Source organism: Streptomyces sp. NBC_00461 (assembly GCF_036013935.1).
Classification (GTDB): domain Bacteria; phylum Actinomycetota; class Actinomycetes; order Streptomycetales; family Streptomycetaceae; genus Streptomyces.
This window is the reverse complement of the sequence record NZ_CP107902.1, coordinates 1,323,371-1,346,240: the sequence shown is the minus strand read 5'-3', so window position 1 is coordinate 1,346,240 and position 22,870 is coordinate 1,323,371. Positions and strand designations below refer to the sequence as shown.

The 22,870-nt window shown below is 69.0% G+C and carries 14 protein-coding genes and 3 pseudogenes; 7 read left to right on the top strand and 10 right to left on the bottom strand.

Annotated features, from left to right (window positions below; all coding sequences use genetic code 11):
- Positions 1–78: 78 nt before the first annotated feature.
- Positions 79–2,361, bottom strand: a complete 2,283-nt coding sequence (gene yicI / locus OG870_RS06620; RefSeq protein WP_266586391.1) for an alpha-xylosidase — start codon at positions 2,359–2,361, stop codon at positions 79–81.
- Complete coding sequence (locus OG870_RS06615) at positions 2,358–3,776, bottom strand: GH1 family beta-glucosidase (protein WP_266586393.1); 1,419 nt, start codon at positions 3,774–3,776, stop codon at positions 2,358–2,360. The genes yicI and OG870_RS06615 overlap by 4 nt, the downstream gene beginning before the upstream one ends.
- Positions 3,777–4,388: 612 nt before the next feature.
- Between OG870_RS06615 and OG870_RS06610 the strand changes: the two genes are divergently transcribed.
- The 6 genes from OG870_RS06610 (at position 4,389) to OG870_RS06585 (ending at position 12,023) form a co-directional block, all read left to right on the top strand.
- On the top strand, positions 4,389–6,536 hold the full coding sequence (locus tag OG870_RS06610; RefSeq protein WP_266586395.1) for a beta-galactosidase: 2,148 nt from the start codon (positions 4,389–4,391) through the stop codon (positions 6,534–6,536).
- 188 nt (positions 6,537–6,724) lie between these two features.
- Positions 6,725–6,952: a hypothetical protein gene (locus OG870_RS06605; protein ID WP_266586397.1), complete on the top strand. Its 228-nt coding sequence runs from the start codon at positions 6,725–6,727 to the stop codon at positions 6,950–6,952.
- Between the two features lie 359 nt (positions 6,953–7,311).
- The gene (locus OG870_RS06600) at positions 7,312–8,979 is read left to right on the top strand and encodes an extracellular solute-binding protein (RefSeq protein ID WP_266586399.1); all 1,668 of its coding nucleotides are present in this window, start codon (positions 7,312–7,314) and stop codon (positions 8,977–8,979) included.
- Positions 8,979–10,058: an ABC transporter permease gene (locus OG870_RS06595; protein ID WP_266586401.1), complete on the top strand. Its 1,080-nt coding sequence runs from the start codon at positions 8,979–8,981 to the stop codon at positions 10,056–10,058. The genes OG870_RS06600 and OG870_RS06595 overlap by 1 nt, the downstream gene beginning before the upstream one ends.
- Complete coding sequence (locus tag OG870_RS06590) at positions 10,055–10,981, top strand: carbohydrate ABC transporter permease (protein ID WP_266527197.1); 927 nt, start codon at positions 10,055–10,057, stop codon at positions 10,979–10,981. The genes OG870_RS06595 and OG870_RS06590 overlap by 4 nt, the downstream gene beginning before the upstream one ends.
- A gap of 325 nt (positions 10,982–11,306) precedes the next feature.
- Positions 11,307–12,023: a GH12 family glycosyl hydrolase domain-containing protein gene (locus OG870_RS06585; protein ID WP_266527194.1), complete on the top strand. Its 717-nt coding sequence runs from the start codon at positions 11,307–11,309 to the stop codon at positions 12,021–12,023.
- A gap of 96 nt (positions 12,024–12,119) precedes the next feature.
- On the opposite strand, the gene OG870_RS06580 is transcribed toward OG870_RS06585, so the two are convergent.
- The 3 genes and pseudogenes from OG870_RS06580 to OG870_RS06570 form a co-directional block, all read right to left on the bottom strand.
- On the bottom strand, positions 12,120–13,031 hold the full coding sequence (locus tag OG870_RS06580) for an expansin EXLX1 family cellulose-binding protein (protein ID WP_327690751.1): 912 nt from the start codon (positions 13,029–13,031) through the stop codon (positions 12,120–12,122).
- 228 nt (positions 13,032–13,259) lie between these two features.
- Positions 13,260–14,324: pseudogene (locus OG870_RS06575) on the bottom strand (endo-1,4-beta-xylanase); the annotation flags it as partial.
- A gap of 53 nt (positions 14,325–14,377) precedes the next feature.
- Positions 14,378–14,956 (bottom strand): annotated as a pseudogene (locus tag OG870_RS06570) (xylosidase); the annotation flags it as partial.
- Between the two features lie 403 nt (positions 14,957–15,359).
- Here OG870_RS06570 and OG870_RS06565 point away from each other — a divergent pair.
- Entirely contained in the window at positions 15,360–17,006 is a 1,647-nt protein-coding gene (locus OG870_RS06565; RefSeq protein WP_266527188.1) for a glycoside hydrolase family 27 protein, read from the top strand.
- Between the two features lie 56 nt (positions 17,007–17,062).
- On the opposite strand, the gene OG870_RS06560 is transcribed toward OG870_RS06565, so the two are convergent.
- From OG870_RS06560 to OG870_RS06540, 5 genes and pseudogenes are all read right to left on the bottom strand, one after another.
- Positions 17,063–18,838 carry a cellulase family glycosylhydrolase gene (locus OG870_RS06560; RefSeq protein WP_327690750.1) on the bottom strand — a complete coding sequence of 592 codons (1,776 nt, stop codon included), beginning with the start codon at positions 18,836–18,838 and terminating at the stop codon, positions 17,063–17,065.
- Positions 18,839–19,028: 190 nt separating this feature from the next.
- Positions 19,029–20,540, bottom strand: a complete 1,512-nt coding sequence (locus OG870_RS06555; RefSeq protein WP_266923291.1) for a glycoside hydrolase family 43 protein — start codon at positions 20,538–20,540, stop codon at positions 19,029–19,031.
- A 45-nt stretch (positions 20,541–20,585) separates the two neighbouring features.
- Positions 20,586–20,924, bottom strand: a complete 339-nt coding sequence (locus OG870_RS06550; protein WP_266586410.1) for a hypothetical protein — start codon at positions 20,922–20,924, stop codon at positions 20,586–20,588.
- A gap of 646 nt (positions 20,925–21,570) precedes the next feature.
- A pseudogene (locus OG870_RS06545) lies at positions 21,571–22,320 on the bottom strand (SGNH/GDSL hydrolase family protein); the annotation flags it as partial.
- A gap of 271 nt (positions 22,321–22,591) precedes the next feature.
- Positions 22,592–22,846: a hypothetical protein gene (locus OG870_RS06540; protein ID WP_266923289.1), complete on the bottom strand. Its 255-nt coding sequence runs from the start codon at positions 22,844–22,846 to the stop codon at positions 22,592–22,594.
- Between the last annotated feature and the right edge of the window lie 24 nt (positions 22,847–22,870).

Here is a 22,870-nt window from a genome sequence, read left to right as displayed (position 1 = left end):
GCGTGGAGATCGGCGATGTCGGCGGCGAACCGCGCCTGGGGCGCGGCCCCCACTGGGACCCCGCCCTGACTGTCCGGTTCAGGCCGGGTACGGCAGCTCGGCCTCCGAGGTGCCGGCCGGCCGGGTGTGCACCGTTGCGTTCGGGCCGCCGATCCGCAGCTGCCACGGGTGCGGGCTGTCGGTGGCCACGTGCAGACGGTCGCCCCGGCGCCGCAGGTGGAAGCGGGCCGTCTCACCTGGGCCGTCGATGCGGGGGATCACCACGGTGCGCTCGGCGCCGTCGGCGAAGGCGTGCACCCGTAGTTCGACGCCGTCCGCCCAGGCGGAGACCGGCTGCTGATCGTCGGCGGCCAGCGCGATGACCGAGTCCGGGCGGGCCAGCAGCGGCAGGGTGTGGAAGTCGTGCTGCTCACGGACCCAGCGCGGACCGGTGACCTGAGCGCCCGTCAGCACATTGGTCCAGGCGCCTTCCGGCACGTAGTACTCGACCGTGCCGTCGTCGGTGAAGACCGGGGCGACGAGCAGGTCGTCGCCGAGCATGTACTGCCGGTCGAGGGTCGCGGCGGCCGGGTCGTCGGGGAACTCCAGCACCATGGCACGCATCACCGGGACACCGGTGGTGTGCGCCTGCTGCGCGGCGCGCTGGAGGTACGGGGCGAGGCGGTGCTTGAGCAGGGTGAACTGGCGGGTGACGTCGACGGCCTCCTCGCCGTAGTCCCACGGCACGCGGTACGACTTGCTGCCGTGCAGACGGCTGTGCGAGGAGAGCAGCCCGAACTGCACCCAGCGCTTGAAGACGGCCGGAGTCGGCGTGCCCTCGAAGCCGCCGATGTCGTGGCTCCAGAAGCCGAAGCCGGACAGACCCAGGGAGAGTCCGCCGCGCAGCGACTCGGCCATGGCGCCGAAGTGGGACTCGCAGTCGCCGCCCCAGTGCACCGGGTACTGCTGACCGCCCGCAGTGGCGGAGCGGGCGAACAGCAGCGCCTCGCCCTCGCCACGCTCCTCCCTCAGCAGCTCGAAGACCGCCTGGTTGAAGAGGTGCGTGTAGTAGTTGTGCATCCGCTCCGGGTCGGAGCCGTCGTGCCAGACGACATCGGTGGGGATCCGCTCGCCGAAGTCGGTCTTGAAGCAGTCCACGCCCTGGGCGAGCAGCGTCTTCAGTTTGCCCGTGTACCAGTCGCGTGCGGCCGGGTTGGTGAAGTCCACCAGGGCCATGCCGGCCTGCCACAGGTCCCACTGCCATACGCTGCCGTCGGGGCGGCGTACGAGATGACCCTCGCGCATGCCCTCCTCGAACAGCGGGGACTTCTGCGCGATGTACGGGTTGATCCAGGCGGAGATCCTGAGCCCCCGCTCCTTGAGCCGGGCCAGCATGCCTTCGGGGTCGGGGAAGGTCTCGGAGTCCCAGTCGAAGTCGCACCACTGGTAGCCGCGCATCCAGAAGCAGTCGAAGTGGAAGACGCTCAGCGGGATGCCACGCTCGGCCATGCCGTCGACGAAGCGGTTGACGGTGGCCTCGTCGTAGTCGGTGGTGAAGGAGGTGGTCAGCCACAGGCCGAGCGCCCAGGCCGGGGGCAGGGCGGGGCGGCCGGTGAGCGCGGTGTAGCGCTGGAGGATCTGCTTCGGGGTCGGGCCGTGGACGACGAAGAACTCCAGCGACTGGTCCTCGACGCTGAACTGGACCTGCCCGACCGACTCGGAGCCGACCTCGTAACTGACCTTGCCGGGGTGGTTGACGAAGACGCCGTAGCCGCGGTTGGTCAGATGGAAGGGGATGTTCTTGTACGCCTGCTCGCTGCTGGTGCCGCCGTCCGCCTGCCAGATGTCCACCGTCTGCCCGTTCTTGACGAACGGGGTGAACCGCTCGCCCAGCCCGTACACCGACTCCCCTACGCCCAGGGCGAGTTGACCGAGCATGAAGTGCCGGCCGCCGGCGTCGGTGACGAAGCCGGTGCCGCGCTCGCCCACGGAGGTCAGCAGCCGTCCGCCGGCGGTGAACTCCAGGTTCCACGGCTGCGAGGTGTCCACCCGCAGCGACAGCTCACCCGCACTGAGTTCGACCACCGAGCCGTCCCGGCCCACCTTCCCCGCATCCGGTTGCGCGCCGGGCAGCGCGAACTCCGGCGCCTTCCGCACCGAACCGGCGTGGTGGGTGGCACGTACCCCGATCACGCCCTCGGCGGGCGACCAGCACTCGACCGTCAGCAGCGCGCTGTTGAGGATTCCGGCGCGGCGGTCGACGTGCTTCACCGGCGCGTAGAGGGTCATCCGGTGCTCGTCGGCCCGGACGTCAGCGACCTCGGTGGCGTAGCGCGCGGTGACGCCCGGACGCATCAGCCAGTAGCCGTCGGTGAACTTCATGGGGTGGTTTCCTCCGTCCGCGCGCGATGCGCGGTGATCAGGCCCCGGTACCAGTGGTAGCTGTCCTTGGGCGTTCGAGTCAGCGTGTCGTAGTCGACGTGGACAAGACCGAAGCGCTGGTCGTAGCCGCGCGCCCACTCGAAGTTGTCCAGCAACGACCAGGCGTAGTAGCCACGCACGTCCACCCCGGCGGCGACGGCGGCGGCGACGGCGGCGAAGTGGTCCGTGAGGTAGTCGATCCGCTCGGCGTCGTGGACCCGGCCGTCGGGGCCGACGGTGTCGGTCTCGGCGGAGCCGTTCTCGGTGATCCAGACCGGCGGAAGGTGCGGGTAGCGGGCGTCGAGTCCGCAGAGCAGCTCGGTCAGCGCCTCCGGGACGACGGGCCAGCCCATGGTGGTGTGCCGGGTCCCGTACGGGTCCAGCTCGGTGACACCGATGTCCACGGCGGTGCGCACTTCGGGGTCGGCCTCGCGGTGAGGGGCGGCGGCGACCGTCACGGGGCGGTAGAAGTTGACGCCGAGGAAGTCCAGCGGGGCGCCGATCAGTTCCAGGTCGCCGGGCAACCGCCAGGCACCGGCGGCGAGACCGCCCCAGGTCTCGTCCTCGTATTCCGGATAGCGTCCGGCGAGGAGTGGCTCGGCCCAGACCTCGTTGTGGAGGACCTCGGCCCGGCGCAGGGCGGCCCGGTCCTCGGGGAGGTCGGAGGCGGCGTGGAGGCGGTCGAGGTTGAGGGTGATGCCTGTCTCGCGGGCGCCCGCGACGCGCAGCTCACGTACCGCTAGGCCGTGGCCGACCAGCAGGTGGTGGGCGGCGGCCAGCGCGCCCCGGCCCTCTTCGGCACCGGGTGCGTGCCGGCCCTCGGCATAGCCGACGAAGGCGGAGCAGTACGGCTCGTTGAGGGTGATCCAGCGCTCCACCCGGTCCCCGTAACGCTCGGCAGCGAGGGCCGCGTACTGCGCGAACGCCTCGGCGGTCTCCCTGACGCGCCAGCCGCCTCGGTCCTCCAGGGCCTGCGGCAGGTCCCAGTGGTAGAGCGTCACGGCGGGGGCGACGCCAGCGGCCAGCAGATCGTCGATCAGCCGGTCGTAGAAGTCGAGGCCCTTGGCGTTGACCGGCCCGGTGCCCTGGGGCAGCAGGCGGGACCAGGCGATCGAGAACCGGTAGCCGTCGACGCCGAGCCCGCGCAGCAGGGCGATGTCCTCGGGGTAGCGGTGGTAGTGGTCGCAGGCGGTGTCACCGGTGGCGCCGCCGAGGGTGCGGCCAGGGGTGTGGCTGAAGGTGTCCCAGATGGACGGGCCGCGGCCGTCCTGGTCGTGGGCGCCCTCGATCTGGTAGGCGGCGGTCGCGGCTCCGAAGCGGAACCCGGCGGGCAGTTCGGGGAACGGGCGCGCGGTGGGCCCGGATGCGTTGGACATGTGTGTCAGAGCTCCGGCGCCAGGCAGCGCGGGCGCGGCCGGGCCAGTCGGGTGGGCGCGGACCGCGCGCACTGGTGAAGCAGCCGGCCGGCGGCGGGCAGGAAAGCAGAACCCACGGGAGGGACACCTCGACGGAGCGGGAGAGACATCGGTTGGTGAAGCGCTTCGACGCTGCCACCGCCCGAGATGTGATGTCAATGCCTGGCAAGGAACAAGCTTCCTTGTCTGCACCCCCTTGCTTCGCTCAGAAATTCCTCATTAACTTGCGTAATCAAGTGAAGCGCTTCGACGATGCCGCCGAGGGGGCCGCTGCCGTGAGTCACCAGAGAGCCGTTGTTGCCGCCCGCGGGCTCCACAGGGAGCCGCACCCGGGCCACGTTGATCATCCCGGTCATCCGGGACGACGTACGCACTCGGCGACAGGCGAACGCGACGAGAATGAGCACCTCGGACCAGGTCCGGTACGTCCGTGACCGGCTCGACCTCCCGACACCTGGCACCTCACACTTGAGCACCTGACCGCTGACACCCACTGCCTCCCCGTTCCGGCAGCCGGGGATTCACGGCCGGATTCCGGCCGCCGGGACCCATCCGTCTCATCGAGGGCCTCACATGACTGATCTGCCCGCGCGCGTCCTGTTCGGCGCCGCCTACTACCACGAGTACCAGCCGTACGAGCGGCTCAAGACCGACCTCGATCTCATGGCGGAGGCGAAGTTCAGCGTCATCCGCGTCGGCGAGTCGGTCTGGTCAACCTGGGAACCGGAGAACGGCCGGTTCGAACTCGACTGGCTGCGACCCGTCCTCGACGGCGCACACGAGCGCGGCATCTCCGTCGTCCTCGGCACTCCCACCTACGCGGTGCCGCCGTGGCTGGCCCGGCAGTACCCGGAGATCGCCGCCGAGGACGCGGCCGGGCGCCGCGCCGGGTGGGGCGCCCGGCAGGAGGTCGACTTCACGCACCCCGCCTTCCGCTTCCACGCGGAACGGGTGATCCGCGCGATCACGGCCCGCTACGCCGCCCACCCCGCGGTCATCGGCTTCCAGGTCGACAACGAGCCCGGGGGGCGACTGCCGCACAACCACGGCGTCTTCCAGCGCTTCGTGGACGACCTGCGGCAGCGGTACGGCGATGTCGAGACCCTCAACCGCGAGTGGGGGCTCGTCTACTGGTCGCACCGGCTGTCCACCTGGGCCGACCTGTGGACCCCGGAGGGCAACGCGCAGCCGCAGTACGACCTGGCCTGGCGGGCCTTCCAGGCACGCCTGACCACCGAGTTCATCGCCTGGCAGGCCGGCATCGTGCGCGAGTACGCGAGGCCGGACCAGTTCGTCACCACCTGCCTCGCCTACGGCCTGCCCGGCCTGGAGGACGACGAGCTCACCGACAGCCTCGACATCACCGCGGGCAACCCGTACTACGAGATGCAGGACAGCCTCACGATGCCCGAGCCGCCGCGGGAGAAGCTGCCGCAGCAGTGGATGGCGTACGGGGCGTGGGCGCTGCACCAGAGCGCCGACAGGATCTACTCCTCGCGCCAGGAGCCGTTCCTGATCACCGAGACCAACGCCCAGGCCATCAGCGGCACTTACGAGAACCGGCCCGCCTTCGACGGGCAGTGGCGGCAGGCCGCGTGGGCGCTGGTCGCACGCGGGGCCCGCATGATCGAGTACTGGCACTGGCACACGCTGCACTTCGGCACCGAGACGTACTGGGGCGGAATCCTCCCGCACAGCGGACAACCCGGGCGCGCCTACCGCGAACTCGCCCGACTGGGCGCCGAGTTCGAGCGCGCCGGGGATCTGGTCGCCGGGATCACGCCGGACGCGGACATCGCGATGGTGTACTCGGCGCCGAGCAGGTGGCTGATGCAGAAGTATCCGCCGCTCGCGGGCCCCGACGGCGGTCCGGACGGGGGTGCGTACGAGGGCATCTTCGAGCCGTTCTACCGGGGCGCGTTCGAGGCGGGGCGCCAGGTACGGATCCTGCACGCGCGCCAGTTGCACGACCCGCGGGGCGAACGCCCAGGACTGGTGCCGGAGGCGGCGGCCGAACTGCACCCCGTGCTCATCGCTCCGGCGCTGTACGTGGCGGACGACGGGATGCTCGACTGGCTCGGTGCCTACGCGGAGGCGGGCGGTCACGTCGTGCTCGGTCCCCGTACCGGCTACGGCGATCACGAGGCGCGGGCACGCCACGAGGTGACACCGGCGCGACTGGTGCGGGCCGCGGGCGTCCGCTACGACGAGTTCAGCAACCTGCATGTCGACGTCCCGCTGCGCGCCGCACCGGACAGCCCGCTGCGGCTGTCGGGCGACGCGGTGGCCACCCGTTGGGTGGAGGGCCTGGCCGTCGAGGACGCCGACGTCCTGGCCGAGTACGACCACCCGCACTTCGGACGCTGGCCCGCCGTCACCACCCGCCGTCACGGCGCGGGCCGCGTCACGTGCGTGGGCACCGTGCCCGGCCGTGATCTGGCCCGAGCGCTCGCCACCTGGCTCGCCCCCACCCCGGGCGGCGGCTGGCAGGGCCTGCCGGACTCGGTCACCGTGGCCACCGGCACTGCCCCCGACGGGCGGCGCGTCCATGTCGTGCACAACTGGAGCTGGCAGCCGGCCACTGCCCAGGCCCCGGCGGACCTGACCGACGCCCTGGACGAGAGCGGGCACGTGATCCCGACCGGTACGCCCGTGCAGCTCGGTGCCTGGGACGTCCGTGTCTTCGCAGCCGCACCGGGGCCCGCCGCTCAGGACCGGTGACATCCACCGCAGGGCCGGATGGAGGGCGCCCTCGGCACCGCGCACCTCGTCGCGGGCGTCCCCCTCGAAGACGTGCGGCAAGGTCACGGCCGGGGTCTTCAGCGGGATCCGGTCCGCGCCCTCCACGAGCCGGGCGCCGGGCGAGAACGGCAGCAGGCCACCGCAGTTCCTGAGCGGGACGACAGCTCTTGACCAGCACGACCGCCTGCCAGGCCGCCCGCATCCTCAGCGGGCAGGCCCGACTCCAGGGCGCCCGGATACGCACCGCGTCGACCCGTCGTACGAGATCCGTGTTCCAGATCGCGCCGCCCAGGCACATCGCTCACGGGAAGACGGTGGCCGGACCCCTCCGCGCCCCGCTGTTCACGTTCCCGGCCGGTGTTCTCGAACGGCGGCTGTTGATCACGGAAAGGTGATGGTGAGGGCAGGACCTGTGCGGACAGGTGGGATCCCTTGAGATGGGGCGACGTGCGCTTTCGAAGCGCTTCGATGCCTTCGGAGCCCATAGGGCTCCAGGGCGAATGTGAAGACTTCGACACCATTACATCAAGCAGGGCAAGCAGAGAGTCCCCTCCTATACCACGGAGGAATCTTGGAAGCGACTCTTGTGCACCCATGTGTGTTCACTTAACCTCACAGCAACATCGAAGCGCTTCGACTGTGAGACATGTCGCAGTGGTTGGATGTTCGTTTTCAGCTCAGCCAGTTCCAGTCAAGACACCGCAGCCGACGGCCCACCGCCGGGTGTCCTGGTGCGCCATGAAGGGTTGACGCAATGACGCCGAACGCCGCTTCCGCCTCCTCCGGGCCAAGCCGGAGAAGCTTCCTCGCCTCGACTGCGGTCGCCACCGCAGCAGTGGCGGGCGGGATGCCCCTGCTCGCCGCCTGCGGCGGTTCGGACAGCGGGTCGCGAGAGGGCGCCACGTCGGGCAAGGCCGCCGACAAGCTTCTCCCGGCCTATACGGCCAGCACGGTCGCCAAGCCGGATCTTCCGGCGAAGAACGGTTCGGCGGCCGGCTACACCGGCAAGGTCAACCTCGCGACCCTCGAAACCTCGGTCCCGAAGAAGCTCGGCACCGGCGCCCCCCTCAAGATCATGTCCCCGCTCTGGGGCACCCCGCCGAAGCCCGGGTGCGCGTACTACAAGGCGGTCGACGCCGCGGCGGGCACCAAGGTCACCTGGCAGAACCAGGACGGCAACACCTACGGCCAGAAGCTCGGCGCCGTCCTCGCCTCCAGCTCCATACCGGACATGGTGGTCGTGCCGAGCTGGGAGCTGGTCGGCAAGATCGCGAACGCGGTCACCGCGAAGTTCATGGACCTCGGCCCCTATCTGGCGGCCGACAAGGTCAAGAAGTACCCGAACCTGGCCGCGATACCGTCCGACGCCTGGCGCATGGGCATCTTCGGCGGCGCGCTGCGCGGCATCCCGATGCCCACCGCTCCCGCGAGCTTCATCGTGCCCTACTACCGCAAGGACATCTTCGACAAGAAGGGCTACTCGGTACCCAAGTCGGCCGACGAGTTCCTCAGCTGGGCCAAGGACGCCACCAGCTCCAAGGCCAAGGTGTGGGCATGCGGCGACATGGCGTGGGTCTCGGGCAGCATCTTCGGTGTCCGCCCCGGCTGGAACATCGATGACGACGGCAAGCTGAGGTACCAGGTCGAGCGGCCCGAATACCTTGAGGCTCTGGAGTGGACCCGCAAGCTGTTCGACGCGGGCGTGGTCCACCCCGACGACAAGGCCCAAACCGGCGACGCGGGCCAGCGTTTCACCGCCGGACAGATCCTGGTCTACGTCAGTGACGCCTCCGCCTGGTACCAGAAGACCGCCGAACAGGCCAAGGCCAACCCTGACTTCCAGATCGACGCCATGGACATCTTCGGCGCCGACGGCGGCCACCCCACGCTGTGGGCGTCCTCGCCCGCCAACATCTGGTCGATGATCCGCAAGGGCGCCTCGAAGACGACGGTCGAGAACGCGCTGGCCGCCGCCGACTTCGCGGCCGCGCCCTACGGCACCAAGGAGCGGATGCTCGTCGACTACGGCGTCGAGGGCACCCACTACACGGTCAAGAAGGGCGTCCCGGTCAAGACGGACCAGGGCAACTCCGAGGTGATCAACGCCTGGGGGATGCTGGCGGCGCCGGCTGCCTACTTCGCCCACCCCGACTTCCCGGACGTCGCCCGCAAGCAGGTCGAGTGGCAGCAGCGGATGGGCGCCTTCATGAAGAAGACGTCCACGTACGGCATGACCATCGTCGAGCCGACCCGTTACGCCAACCTCGCCAGCCAGTTCGAGCAGCTGCAGATCGACTACGTGCGGGGCCACAAGAAGCTGTCCGACGTGCAGGCCGCCATCGCCACCTGGAAGTCCTCCGGCGGTGACAAGCTGCGCGACTGGTACAAGCAGCTCATCGACAAGAACGGCAGCGGAAACTGATGTCCATCACGGCCGGGAGCAGGCCCGACGGGACTCGTCCCCCCGCGGCCGTCGAGGAACCGGTAGCCGCCGTCGCCACAGCCGAGGCGAAGGAGAGGACCCCGCGCAAGGCGGCAAGGACGAACAAGGCGGGAAGGGCGAGCAGGGCGGGGAAGGTTCCCTTGCGGATCCGGCTGCGCCGGGACCGTGCGCTGATCCTGATGACGTTGCCGGTCATCCTCCTGCTCCTCCTGTTCAACTATGTTCCGCTGCTGGGTAACGTCGTGGCCTTCCAGGACTACGACCCGTATGCGTCCAGCAACGGCGTCACGGCGATCTTCCACAGCCCGTGGATGGGCGTGGAGCAGTTCTCGCGGGTGATCGACGATCCGCTGTTCTGGAGCGCGACAAAGAACACCATCATGCTGTTCGTGCTGCAGCTGGTGCTGTTCTTCCCGGTCCCGATCGTGCTGGCGCTGGTCATCAACAGTGTGATCCGGCCCCGGGTGCGGGCGGTGGCGCAGGCGATCATGTATCTGCCGCACTTCTTCTCCTGGGTTTTGGTGGTCACCGTCTTCCAGCAGATCTTCGGCGGGGCGGGCATCATCGCCCAGACCCTGGAGGATCACGGGTGGAGCGGGTTCGACCTGATGACCAACGCGGACCTGTTCAAGTACCTGGTCACCGCGCAGGCGGTATGGAAGGACGCCGGCTGGGGGATCATCGTGTTCCTCGCGGCGCTGTCCGCGGTCAGCACCGACCTGTACGAGGCGGCCGCGATGGACGGGGCGGGACGCTGGCGGCGAATGTGGCATGTGACGCTGCCCGCGCTGCGCCCGGTGATCGCGCTGCTGCTGGTGCTGCGGGTGGGTGACGCGCTGAGTGTCGGTTTCGAGCAGTTCCTGCTGCAGCGGTCCGCGGTCGGTGCGGGGGCCAGCGAGGTCCTGGACACCTATGTGTGGAACATGGGTATCCAAAACGGCGACTTCAGTTATGCGGCCGCGGTCGGTCTGGCCAAGGGGCTCATCGGAGTGTGTCTCGTGCTGGGTGCGAACAAGTTCGCGCACCTTTTGGGCGAGCAGGGGGTGTACAAGAAATGAGCCTGAACACGCAGCTCATCCGCAGTCTGCAGGCTCCGGCCCGGCCGGTGTGGGAGGAGTCGCCCAGCCGGGTGGGACTGACCGCGAAGAGCGGCTTTCTGGTGCTGTGCTGTCTGGGGGTGCTCGGTCCGCTGTGGATCGTGATCGTCACCAGCCTGTCCCCGAAGCCGGTGATCGACCGGGTCGGCGGCCTGGTGGTGATCCCCGAGGGCATCACCTTCGTCAACTACACCGAGTTGCTCAGTGGTGGCCAGGTCAGCCGGGCGATCATGGTGTCGGTGGGGGTGACGCTGTTCGGCACGCTGTTCTCGATGGCGGTGTCGGTGCTGGCGGCCTATGGTCTGTCGCGGCCGGGGAGCCTGGGCCACCGGTTCTTCCTGATGACGATGATGGCGACGATGTTCTTCGGGGCCGGGCTGATCCCGACGTATCTGCTGGTGCAGTCGCTGGGGCTGACGGACACCTATCTGTCGCTGGTCCTGCCCAGCGCGGTCAGTGTCTTCAACATTCTGGTCCTGCGGGCCTTCTTCATGGGGATCTCTCCCGAGCTGACCGAGTCGGCCCGGATCGACGGGGCCAGTGATCTGCGGATCCTGCTGACGATCGTCATGCCGTTGTCGCGTGCGGTGCTGGCGGTGATCTCGCTGTTCTACGCGGTGGGGTACTGGAGTGCCTGGTTCAACGCCTCGATCTACCTCACCGACCAGCAGATGATGCCGTTGCAGAACGTGCTGATCCAGCTGGTGCAGAAGAACACCGAGGCGCCGACGGGTCTGCAGCAGGCGGTCCGTACCGGCCAGCTCTCCGCCCTGGGACTGCAGATGGCCGTCATGGTCCTCGCGCTGATCCCGGTCGCGGTGGCCTCCCCCTTCGTCCAGCGGCACTTCAAGAAGGGCATGCTCACCGGCGCCATCAAGGGCTGAAGCCCTTTGGCCCGAATCTCTCCGCAGTCTCGCAGGCCCCGTCCCTGCGCAGTGCCTCGCGTCGATGCGGTCCCGCACCGCTGATCCGCCGTACTGACCGAGCCGATTCTCCAGTCGCCCCCACCGACTGGTCCTCAAGACCGAACTGACCTGGGCGCCCGACGGAGTGACGGCGGTTCCGCGACCGCCTCGCCCCGTCCGTCCCTGAACCAGGACTTCTTCCGGTGACGCGTAGCCGATCCACTTCGTCGCCGGAGAGGACCACGTCCCCAGCCAGGGGACGTGGGAGCACCCCCACAATCCCCCCACCCGTGGAAGGGACACCATGGTTAAAAGCGCGATACGCAAGATCACGATGGCGGCGCTGGCGCCGGCACTGGCTCTCGGTGCCACCGTCGGTCTGGCCTCCGCCCCCGCCTCCGCCGCCGTCTGGAACACCTGTGACCAGTACGGCAGCACCAGCCTGGATGGCTACAAGCTCTACAACAACATCTGGGGCTCCGGCGCCGGCGCCCAGTGCATCTGGGCCAACTCCGGGACCAACTGGGGTATCTCGGCCAACCACCCCAACACCGGCGGCATCAAGTCCTACGCCAACTCGACGAAGTCGATCAACAAGTCGATCGACTCCCTCAGCTGGCTCACCAGCAACTACAACGTCAGTGTCCCGTCGTCCGGCGCGTACAACACGTCGTACGACATCTGGGACACCAACCACAAGTACGAGATCATGCTCTGGGTCAACTACAACGGATCCGTCGGCCCGATCGGCAGCTACCAGGACAACGTCACGGTCGGCGGCAGCAACTGGAACGTCTACAAGGGCACCAACGGGTCGAACCAGGTGTTCTCGTTCCTGCGGACGTCCGACTCCAACTCCGGCACCGTGGACGTCAAGCCGATCCTCAGCTGGATCGCCCACACCAAGGGCTGGATGCCCGGCAGCGAGACCATCGGCGACGTGCAGTTCGGCTACGAGGTCACCTCGTCGTCCGGCGGACTCAACTTCACCACCAACAACCTGACCGTCAGCGGCGGCTGACCCGACATCAGGGCCGAGGTCGGTCCGCGTCCTTCCTCGGACGCGGTCGACCTCGGCCCGCGGTGCGTTGTGGCCGGCCCTGGGCGGGCGGTGGGATCAGTGCTGGGCGAACTGGACGCGGGTGGGTTGCACGACGTTCGGGCGCACCGCTATTCCCGTGATGGTCAGCCGTTCGCCGTAGATGTCGGTGAGTCTGATCGTGCCGCCGCACCCGGTGCCGTCCGCGGAGAGGAAGTAGTTGTAGGCGGTGCGGGGCAGTTGCCGCCAGCCACCTGAGGTGCGGACCTCCAGCTTGGTGACCGGGTTGCGGTGGCCGATCGCCTGGATGGCGCACCAGTAGGCGCTGGAGCCGGTCTTGTACCGCATGGAGATCGTGCCGGAGATGCTGGGGCTCACCAGGCTCCAGGTGATGGGGATCCGGCCGACCTTGAGGTCGGCGAGTTTGGCGAATGCCTGCTGGCTGAGGTCGAGTTGCCCGGGTGCGCAGGGCAGGGGGCACTCGTTGGTGATCCGCACCGTGATGGATTTGCCGTTGGCCGCGCGGACGAGCACGTATGCGCCGCACGCCTTGGACGTCTCGTAGTCCGTGGTGTTCATGGCCGCGATCATGAGATCGGGGCTCGGGCCGAACAGGCAGGCGCCGTTTCCGTCCGCGGCCTCGTAGGCGGTGGCGACGCCCTTGTAGCTGGTGTGGGGCTGGAGCCGTCCCGCCTGGGAGGTCGTGGCGGGCTTTTGCTGGGACCGCGGTGTGTCCTTGGGTGACGGTCGTGCCGACGTGCTGGCCGCGGCACCCTTCGGGGAGGCGGAGCCGGTCGGGGAGGGGGAGCCGGTCGGGCTCGCCTTCGCGGTCGGGGTGCCTGTCCTGCCGGCGGCGGAGGCATTCACCTGGGAGGTGGCGAGCGGTGTGGCGGCGGCGGGTGCCGCATCGGCGTTGCGATCGGGGAGCAACGCCATGACCAGGTAGGTGAGAACGCCCACGGCGATCAGCGCCGAAGTGCCGCCCAGCATGAGCTTGCGTCTTTGTCTCCGCTGCCGCGCGGCCTGCCTCGGTGTGTTCATTTCCTGTCCGTTCGCAAGATCGAGCCCGATGGTCCACTGTGCAGTGACCGCCGGAAGCACAAAGGTTGCCGACGATTTCTCACAGGAATCGGCCGAGTCTCGCGGTGCCGCCGCAATGGCGGAGGGAGAGCGGGCGTGGGCCCCGCACGAGTGGCGGGGCCCACATGGTCAGCGGCCGGCCGTGGACCCGGCCGAAAGAGCGGTCGCGCTCCGTGTCGCGGCCGTGCCGCCCAGCGCGCTCAGCGCCGACTGGTAGGCGGGCTTCTTGGTGCCGTTGCGGTCGAACAGCAGGGGGTTGTCCCCGCTGCGCCAGGAGTCGCTGTCGCGGATGCCCCAGACGGTGATGCCGGTGCAGCGCGCGACGTTCATGCACGCCTTGACGGTGTTGGCGTACGCCGTCGGCGACGCCTGGGCGATGTCCAGCTCGGTGATCTGTACGTCGACGCCGAGCGCGGCGAAGTTCGACAGTGTGGTCTGGAAGCTCGACGGCGGGCCGCCGGCGCCGAAGTGGGACTGGAGGCCGACGCAGTCGATGGGCACACCGCGCGCCTTGAAGTCGCGCACCATGTTGTAGACGCCCTGGGTCTTGGCGTCCGACCAGTTCTCGATGTTGTAGTCGTTGTAGCAGAGCTTGGCCGCCGGGTCGGCCGAGCGTGCGGTGCGGAAGGCCTCCTCGATGAAGCCGTTGCCCAGCACGTCCTGGAACACCGAACTGCGGTGCTGGCCACTGCCGTTGTCGGCGAAGGCCTCGTTGACCACGTCCCAGGCGTAGATCTTGCCCTTGTAGTGGTTCATCTCCGTGGTGATGTGGTTGTTCATCACGCTGCGCAGGGTGTTCGCGTCCCTGATGGAGCTGACCCAGCCGGGCAGTTGGGAGTGCCAGACCAGCGTGTGTCCGCGCATCCGCTGCCCGTGCGCGGCGGCGTGGCTGACGATCTGGTCACCGGGCCCGAAGTTGAAGTTGCCGCGGGACGGCTCGATGGTGTCCCACTTCATCTCGTTCTCGGGTGTGACCGCGTTGAACTCGCGGTCCAGGATCGCGGAGTACGTGCCGTCGCCGAGCCTTCCGGCGGCCACGGCGGTCCCGAAGTACCGCCCGGACTGGGCTGCTTGGGCCCCGAGCGTGGAGGCCCGGACGGCGTCGGGTGCGGCGCTCGCGGCGCCGGGCGTCACCAGGGCGCCAATGGCCAGCAGGGACAACACCGAGGCTCGGCGAGCGCCGAGCCGCTTCAGCGGGTTCATGGTTCTCCTCGTACGGTTGGGTGGTGGGGGGAGGTGTGCGATCCTCCGATCGTTCAGGGCGTGGACAGCTCGAACCGCTGGACGCGGACCGCGCCGCCGAGTGCCTGCGTGGCGTGGTTGAAGAGGGCGAATCGGTAGCCCATGAAGAACCGCCAGTCGTTGCCCATGGAGAAGGCGGGCCCGAGGCGGGTGAAGTGGGTGCCGTCGGTGCTGTAGGAGAAGGTGCCGGGACGTGGCGTGCCGGGGCGGATGTCCGCGCTCGCGCGCAGCCAGATCCGGCCGCCGGAGACGGGCGCGCTCGCGACCTCGGTGCCGGTGCCGGTGGTGTTCCAGTTGCCGTCCATGGCCGGCCCGTTGACCATGGACACCCGTGTCCCGGCGCCGTCGCGCTTGACACCGATCCACGCGGAGGAGTCACGCAGCAGCGCGAGCCCGGCCCGGTCGCCGTCCCGCATCGTGGAGTGGTCGAGCTGGACGGTGGCGGTGGAGGTGGGTCCCTGGATGCGGTGCGTGAGGGTGTTGCGGGCCCAGTAGAGGTCATCGGTGACGGTCGCGGTCCGCAGCGTCAGGCCGTTGTCCACCGACCACTTGGTGTTGTCCGGGTTGTGGTTCCACTCCCACCTTGGATTGATCAGGGCATGACATATCCATGATGTATTCCTCCCTTGTGCGGCCCCTGGTTCGTGCGGCGTGAAGTGACCCGGTGGATCCATCAAGGTCCGTGATGTCGAACGCGGATCGGCTTGTCGCGCATCCAGGATGCTATGAGCCTGGCCGGACCCGTCAATACCTCTCGCATGATTCGTCACGAGCGTCGAAACATTCGAAGACCTCGGCGACTCCACTGGCGCGGTTGTTCGTCCGGAAATGGCAGCTCGGCGCGGGGTGACCGCACTCCTGGGCGCATCGGGGAGCCCGTAAGGCGGGCGGTGTTGACATGCCCGGACGCCTCTCTAGTATCCGTGAGGCTCAGACTTTCCGAATAGCCATCGAAATTTCGAACGCCGAAACTCCTCTTCCTGGAAAGGAGCCCGGGTGCCCACACGATCAGTCGGACGCCTGTTCCGCTTCCTCGCGGCGGCCGCGTTGACGGTCACCGCGTCCCTGACGGCCTCCGCCCACTCCACCGCCTCGGCCGCGCCCGGCAGCCCGGCGCTCACCCCACCGCTGGGCTGGAACAGCTGGAACAGCTTCGGGTGCGGGATCACCGAGTCCCAGGTGCGCCAGGCCGCCGACGCGATGGTGTCCTCGGGCATGCGGGACGCCGGTTACCGGTACGTGGTGGTCGACGACTGCTGGTTCGACCCGCAGCGTGACGCGGCGGGCAACCTGCGGGCCAACGCGGCCAAGTTCCCGAGCGGGATGAAGGCGCTCGGGGACTACATCCACGGCAAGGGACTGAAGTTCGGCATCTACCAGGTGCCGGGCGACCGTACCTGCGCGCAGACCAGCGGCGCCTACCCCGGGTCGACGGGCAGCAGGGGACACGAGGCCCAGGACGCCGCCACGTTCGCCTCGTGGGGCGTCGACTACCTCAAGTACGACTGGTGTTCCTCCAGCGGTACCCGCGACGAGCAGATCGCGCGCTTCACGCTCATGCGCGACGCCCTGCGCGCCACCGGGCGGCCGATCGTCTACAGCATCAACCCCAACAGCTTCCACGCCATCACCGGTGCCACCTACAACTGGGGTGAGGTCGCCGACCTGTGGCGGACGACCGAGGACCTGCTGGACGTCTGGCAGAACGGCAACACCAACAGCTATCCGATGGGCGTCGGCAACGTCCTGGACGTCACCGCGCCGCTGGCGGCGCAGTCGGGCCCGGGACACTGGAACGACCCCGACATGCTGGTCGTCGGCCGCCCCGGCCTGTCACTGACCGAGTCCCGCTCCCACTTCGCCCTGTGGGCACTGCTGGGAGCCCCGCTCATGGCCGGCAACGACATCCGCACCATGTCCGCCGACGTGAGCGCGATTCTGCGCAACCCGCGTCTGCTGGCGGTGAACCAGGATCCGGTGGGGGCCGGCGGGCGCAGAGTGCGCGACGACGGCGGCACCGAGATCTTCGCCAAGCCGCTGTCCGACGGCTCGGTCGCGGTGGGCCTGTTCAACCGGGGAGGCGACACGGCGACGGTCACGACCACGGCCGCACAAGTCGGCCTGTCCGGGGGGCCGTTCACCCTCACCGACCTGTGGACCGGCGGCACGTCGAGTACGTCCGGGCAGATCTCGGCGACTGTCCCCGCGCACGGAGTGGCCGTGTTCCGGGTGAGCGGAGGCAGCCCGCTCGCCGCCACCACCTCGCGCCTGCGCGGCAACGCGTCCGGCCGCTGCCTGGACGTGGACAACGCCTCCACGGCGGCCGGGGCCACGGTACTGATCTGGGACTGCCACACGGCCGCCAACCAGCTGTGGACCACATGGGCCGGCGGTGAGATCCGCGTCTTCGGCGACAAGTGCCTGGACGCCTACGACCAGGGGACCGCCAACGGCACCCGAGTCATCACCTGGCCCTGCAACGGCCAGGACAACCAGAAGTGGACCGTCGGCACTGACGGGTCGATCCGCAACGTCCACGCCGGGCTGTGCCTCGACCTCGACAGGGCCGGCACCGCCAACGGAACCCCGCTGGTCCTGTGGAGCTGCAACGGCCAGGCCGGCCAGAAGTGGACCCGCGCGTAGGGATGCCGGTGCCCTGGTCGCCCGGGAGGTGGGCAACCAGGGCGAGGGGCAATCGGTCAGGGGAGGGGTGGGACGTGAGTGCCGGTGACCGAGTCTCCGGACTTCTTGACGTGATACATGACCTTTTTGCCGCTGTAGAAGTCGAAGGTCAGTGTCACCAGTTCGCCGTCGCGCAGCGAGTTCAGGAACTCGGGCGTCAGGATGATCGTGTCGTTCGGGTAGTCCGGCGAGAATGTCGCGTTGAACTCCTGGTACACAGTCCAGTTCGTCGGGCCGGCGTAGCTGCCGTCTCCGTACCTGGCCTCCATGGTCGCCAGCGCGTCACCCTTGTACTGCGTGGGGATCGTGAACGCGTCGGTCTTGCCCGTGGCGTCCGACAGCACCGGCTCGTCGTAGGTGACCACCTCGATCTGCCAGGGCAGCCCGCGGGAGAACCGGGCCTGGAGCGTGGCGTTCACCCCGTACTCGCGGTCGCCCGACAGCCGGGTCAGCGCGCCGGCCGTGAGGGTGAGCCGCGTCTTGTCGAAGAGGGTGTAGTCCCGTCCCTCGACGAGCTTCGTCTCACCGTGCCACAGGCCCCGGAAGGTGGTCCCGTTCAGATTCAGGGTGACCCCCTGGGCCGTGATCGGCTCCTTCTTCTCCAAGAAGACCTTGTCGAAGGAGGCCGTTGCCGAACGGGTGGTCCAGCTGGACTTGATCCAGGCCATCAGAGCGGGGTCCGACCACTTCAGGGTCTCCCGGTTCAGGTAGGCCCAAGTTCCGGGGTCCCACAGCGCGGTGGTGACACCGACGAGGCGCGCCGCGTATCCGAGGTGCTCGTAGTACTTCAGCGCCTCGCCCCGCTCGACACGGGAGGGATGGTTGTGGTCGGGGTAGCCGAGCAGGCCGACCTCGCCGACGTAGACGGGGATGCCCCTGGCGACGAAAATGTCGCGCATGCGGGCGAAGGCGTCGTTGAGGTCGTTCTGGGCGGCGTCGTCGTACCGGGTGCCGCCCGCGATGTTAATGCTGAACGGGTACCAACTGTAGAAGTGCACGGTGGCGACCAGGTTGCTGTCGTGCAGCGACTTGATCGTGGTGTACAGGTCGTCCATGAGCTCCTGGGAGGGGGTGCCTCCCTGTGTGGTCAGGACGAGCAGGCGGTTCTTGTTCCCGCCGCCGGCAACGCGGACGATCTTGTGGAACGAGGTGTTCAGCTCGTTCATGAGCTGGGCCTTCTGCGCGGCCGTGGCGTCCTCGAAGCTCGGTTCGTTGATGCTCTCGAAGAGCAGGGTGCGCGGCTCGTTGCGGAACGTGGCGGAGATCTGGGTCCACAGGGCGTCGTAGCGGGCGAGCACGTTGTCGTGGTCGGTGTTGATCTTCGAGATCCACAGCTCAGCGTCGTGGTGGACGTTGAGCACGACGTAGAGGTTCTCGGCCTGTGCCCAGTCGACCACCTGCTTGACGCGGTTCATGTACGCGGCGTCGACGGCGTAGGGCGCGGTGGTGGCCTGGTGTGCGTTCCAGGTCACCGGGATGCGGACACTGCGGAAGCCCTCCGCCCGGATGGTCTTGAACAGCTCCCTGGTGGCCTTGGGGTTGCCCCAGGACGTCTCGTCCGGGATCGCGTCCAGGGTATTGCCCAGGTTCCAGCTGGGCTGCATCGCCGCGACTGCGTCCTTGGCGCGGGCCGGAACCTTGACCGTGGCGCCTGCCTGCTGTGCCGTGCCGCCGGGCGCCGCGAGCGCGGTGGTGCCGGACAGCCCCAGAATGACGAGCAGCGCCATCAGCAGGCCGGCCAGGCGTCCGGGGCCGCGGCTGCGGTGGTGTTCGGGTCTGCGTATGTCCTTCATGAGTCGTGCCTTTCGGTGAGCGGTACGGGTGATCCGGTCCGTGGTCGGGCGGCGACCAGGCGCCACCGGCGACCGCGCCTGTCGCCGCAGGTTCATGGGGCGATGTGTGTCGTGCCGTTCCCGGGTTCAGGCCCTGGCCGCCCCATGACGGAGCGTCCGGTGTCCCTGTCAGCGGAGGCGGCGGTTTGGTTCAGCCGTCGAGGGGCTCGTAGTCGAACCAGTCGAAGTGGACGGTGCCCGCCGCGGCGTACATGCCGATGACCCGACCGGTGAAGCCGCCGGCGACCTCGGTCGACAGATAGCGGCCGTCGAGGGTCGCCAGCTCGGTGAACGTGCCGTCGGGCTGCTCGACGCCGAGGGAGATGACGTCGGGTCCCGTGCACGGCCCGTGCGGAGACGGCGGTTCCGCGATGGTGACGGCGAGGACCACCGGCCCGGCGGGCACGGACTGTTCGGCCACGACCGTGCGCAGGGAGCCGACGCGCGCGAGCACCTGCACCCGCGTGCCGGACACCTCGATGTCGTAGTGGTGCCGCTCGTCGATCCGCACGGCGAGGCCACCGCTTCCCTCCGCGGCATCGACCAGCGTGCGCGCCCGGCACCTCAGGTGCCGCTGGCGCCGGCCGGTGAACACCGCGTCGGGCTCGTCCAGGGAGTCGCCCCGCGCGCGGAGCGTCAGCCAGCCCGGGCGCTCCTTCGTGGTGACGTGCTCGGCGGGCCGGTCACGCAGGGAGATCCAGGCCGGCCGCAGTTCGGCGAGCTCGAAGTCGTCCCGGTTCTCCTCGACAGCGCCGGGGGAGAGCGGCCAGGGGAGCTCGGGCAGGTCCAGGGTGACCTCGCCGACCACCGGCCAGTCGTCCACCCAGGTCACGGGGGCCAGGAAGGTCTCCCGGCCGAGGACGTGCCAGCCCGGTGTGCCGCCGCCCGGCCGGACGCCGAGGAACACCATCCACCAGGAGTCGTCGGGGCCCTGGACCAGGTCGGCGTGCCCGGTGTTCTGGACGGGGTGGTCGGTGCCGCGGTGGGTGAGGATCGGGTTGGCCGGGCACGGCTCGAACGGGCCGGCGGGTGTACGGCCACGGGCGATCGAGACGCCGTGGCAGCGCTCGGTGCCGCCCTCGGCGATGAGCAGGTACCAGTAGTCGCCGATCCGGTACAGGTGCGGCGCCTCGGGGGCCTTGGCGCCGGGTGCGCCGGACCAGAGTTTGTGCGGAGTGCCGTACGTCTCCCCGGTGGAGGGGTCGATACGGACCTGGGACACCCCGGCGACCGTGCACCAGCAGGTGCCGTCCTCGTCCCACACCAGGTCAGGATCGATGCCGGGGACACCCGGCGCCCAGATGGGGTCCGACCAGGGTCCGGCGGGGTCGGTGGCCGTGACGATGAAGTTGCCGCCGCCCTCGCTGCAGTTGGTGACGATCAGCCAGAAACGGCCGTCGTGGTGGCGCAGGGTGGGGGCGTAGATCCCGCCGGAGGACCACGACTTCGTCAGACGCAGCTGCTCCGGCCGGTCCAGGGCGTTCCCGATCTGGGTCCAGTGCACCAGGTCACGGCTGTGGAACAGGGGCACCCCGGGGAAGTACTCGAAGCTGGAGCAGGCCAGGTAGTAGTCGTCGCCGACGCGGCAGACGCTGGGGTCGGGGTGGAAGCCGGGGAGCACCGGGTTGGTGGAGCGGGTGTCCGGCTGGAGCGGAGGGGGCACCTCGATGGGTCCTCTCGTTGACGCGTGAGACGGGCGTGGGGTGGTTCAGGGAGCGCTGGGGTCGGTGGCGGTGACGCGGAGCAGGACGGCGGAGGGGGCGGTGGGCAGGGTCAGGCCCAGCTCGGCCGTTCCGGGCGTCCAGGCGGAGACGGCTCGGCTGACCGAGGGGTAGAGGAGGTCGACACGGGCGGCGGTGCCCCGCAGGTGGGGCAGGTGAAGCGTCGCCGTGTCGTCGGTTCCGGGCCGGCGCCAGGCCGTGAGGTAGGTGGTCGCGGGAGTGCACAGGGCCAGCGCGATCCAGGGGTCGTCCCAGGCAGGAAGGCCCAGTGGCCACGACGGCACGGCCTGCGGCAGATCGGCGCGGATCGCCTTGTACGCCGCCACCGCCTCGTGGACCAGGGCGCGGGCCTCCGGCGGTTCGGCTGCTCACGCGACCGGGGCTGCTGCGCTGACGAAGCGTCTGCGGTTCAACTCATGACTCATGGCGGCGGCCTTCCTGCGGAGGCTGTCGAAGCGCTTCACTTGCAGGCGAAAAGTTAACGGACATGTTTCATGCGAAACAAGGGTCTCTACCCCTAGACGCTTTCCTTTGCTGGTCCATTGACAGCGCGTCGGGGGGAATGGCATTGTCGAAGCGCTTCGACACCCATATTGCGCAGGGCCAGCTCCGCACTGGGTTTCCGTGGGGCTCGTGGGCCCGTAGCCCTTTTAGGGCTTTTAGGGCTCGTACGTCCCGGCCGTTTCCGCGCCTGGGCGACAGGCGGCGTTTCTTGCTGCCGGCGAGCCGCCGCACGGGGCTTGACGGGCTCAGCGAGTCAGCGAGCCGGCGAGTCGGCGTACGCACTCGCCTTGGCATGAAGTGGGCCCGCTCATGGGCCGATTGGCGTTCGGCTGACCCACGGGCTCGGAACGCGCCAGGCGATGCAACGTCCGCTGTACGGCCACACGCAGGCTCTCCCGGGGCCGGAGCCCGGAAAGGGGCTCAGGTCCCGGGAGTGGAGTGGGGGTCATCCGGCGTTCAGCCTCAGATCTGGACGGCGATCCCGTCGGCCGTGCCGACGCCGTTGACATCCAGGAACTTGGCGGCGTCGCCGGACTCCACGGGTGCGGCGGCGGGGGCGGGGTTCCTCAGCCACCCGGCCTTGTCCACGGCCTGGATGCCGCGGTGGAAGGCGTCCGCCATCTTCTGGTACCCCGAGTCGTTGGGATGCAGCGTGTCCACCAGGTCGGCCGCGGTCAGGCTGCTCATGTCCACGTACGCGACGTGCTTGCCCGCGGCCTGTGCCTCGCTCACGATCTGGGGGATGGCCCGGTTGTAGGCGGCACGGTACTGCTCCACCGCGCCGCTGGTGGACACGACGAGGGAGGCCACGAGGACGGTTGCGTCGGGAACGGCGCCGGTGATCTGGTCGATCAGCGACTTCAGCCGGGCGGTGGCGGTGGCGGGCTGGTAGTTCCCGTTGAGGTCGTTGGTGCCGATCTCCAACGTCACGAGGTTGGGCCGGTAGCGGGTGAGCGAGGCGTCGGCGAGTGCGGCGATCTCGTCGATGCGGTGTCCGCAGTGGCCTTCGTTGGCGGGGTCGGACATCGAACCGCCCCGCAACGTACCGACGAAGTCCAGGGGATGCCCGTCCGCCGTGAGCCTGTCCCACAACGGGCCCCGGTAGCCGTTGCCCGTGCTGCTTCCCTCACCCCAGGTTATGGAGTCACCCAACGGCATGACCCGCAAGGGCGTGGCTGTGGCGAGAGTGATGCGGGGCAACGTCCAAGGCTCTTTCATGCAGGCGTACTCTCATGACGAGTGAGCGTCGAGTCAACGGGGCAGAAACGCCGTTCGAGTGAGCAACTCGGCCTCCGTGCCGTCTCGTTGGCATCGGCGGCCGCCTCGTCCCTTCAAGCGCGCACTCGTACAAGTATCACGCAAACTCGGCCTGGACATCCCATGGATGCCAGATTTTGGGATCGGTGACTGAGCGACTTCTTCGCACTTTCGTCCTGTCGCCGCTGTTCCGGCGGCTGTTCGCCGCTCTCCCCTCACCAACGCTGACGCTTTAACATCCCATGTCTGTTATGGCGGGTGCGTGGTCGACGATGGTGACGTGATGCCCGCGGGCGGCCAGACGCATCGCGTCGCCGCCGTCACCGCCGGCGAGGTCGAGTACCCGCAACGGCCCGCCGCCCGGGTCGTCGAGATGACGGGCGAGGTTCGCCTCGGCGATCGCGTACCGCAGACGGCCCCAGGGGGCGTCCTGCCATTCCTGCCAGGTGGCCATCGCGGTGTCGAAAGTCTCGGGAGCTTCAGGCATCCGGTGACGACAACTCGACGATCG

Coding starts and splice junctions, on each gene's coding strand:
- yicI (WP_266586391.1), bottom strand. CDS start 2,361: ATGAAGTTCACCGACGGCTACTGGCTGATGCGTCCGGGCGTCACCGCG.
- OG870_RS06615 (WP_266586393.1), bottom strand. CDS start 3,776: ATGTCCAACGCATCCGGGCCCACCGCGCGCCCGTTCCCCGAACTGCCC.
- OG870_RS06610 (WP_266586395.1), top strand. CDS start 4,389: ATGACTGATCTGCCCGCGCGCGTCCTGTTCGGCGCCGCCTACTACCAC.
- OG870_RS06600 (WP_266586399.1), top strand. CDS start 7,312: ATGACGCCGAACGCCGCTTCCGCCTCCTCCGGGCCAAGCCGGAGAAGC.
- OG870_RS06595 (WP_266586401.1), top strand. CDS start 8,979: ATGTCCATCACGGCCGGGAGCAGGCCCGACGGGACTCGTCCCCCCGCG.
- OG870_RS06590 (WP_266527197.1), top strand. CDS start 10,055: ATGAGCCTGAACACGCAGCTCATCCGCAGTCTGCAGGCTCCGGCCCGG.
- OG870_RS06585 (WP_266527194.1), top strand. CDS start 11,307: ATGGTTAAAAGCGCGATACGCAAGATCACGATGGCGGCGCTGGCGCCG.
- OG870_RS06580 (WP_327690751.1), bottom strand. CDS start 13,031: ATGCTGGGCGGCACTTCGGCGCTGATCGCCGTGGGCGTTCTCACCTAC.
- OG870_RS06560 (WP_327690750.1), bottom strand. CDS start 18,838: ATGAAGGACATACGCAGACCCGAACACCACCGCAGCCGCGGCCCCGGA.
- OG870_RS06540 (WP_266923289.1), bottom strand. CDS start 22,846: ATGCCTGAAGCTCCCGAGACTTTCGACACCGCGATGGCCACCTGGCAG.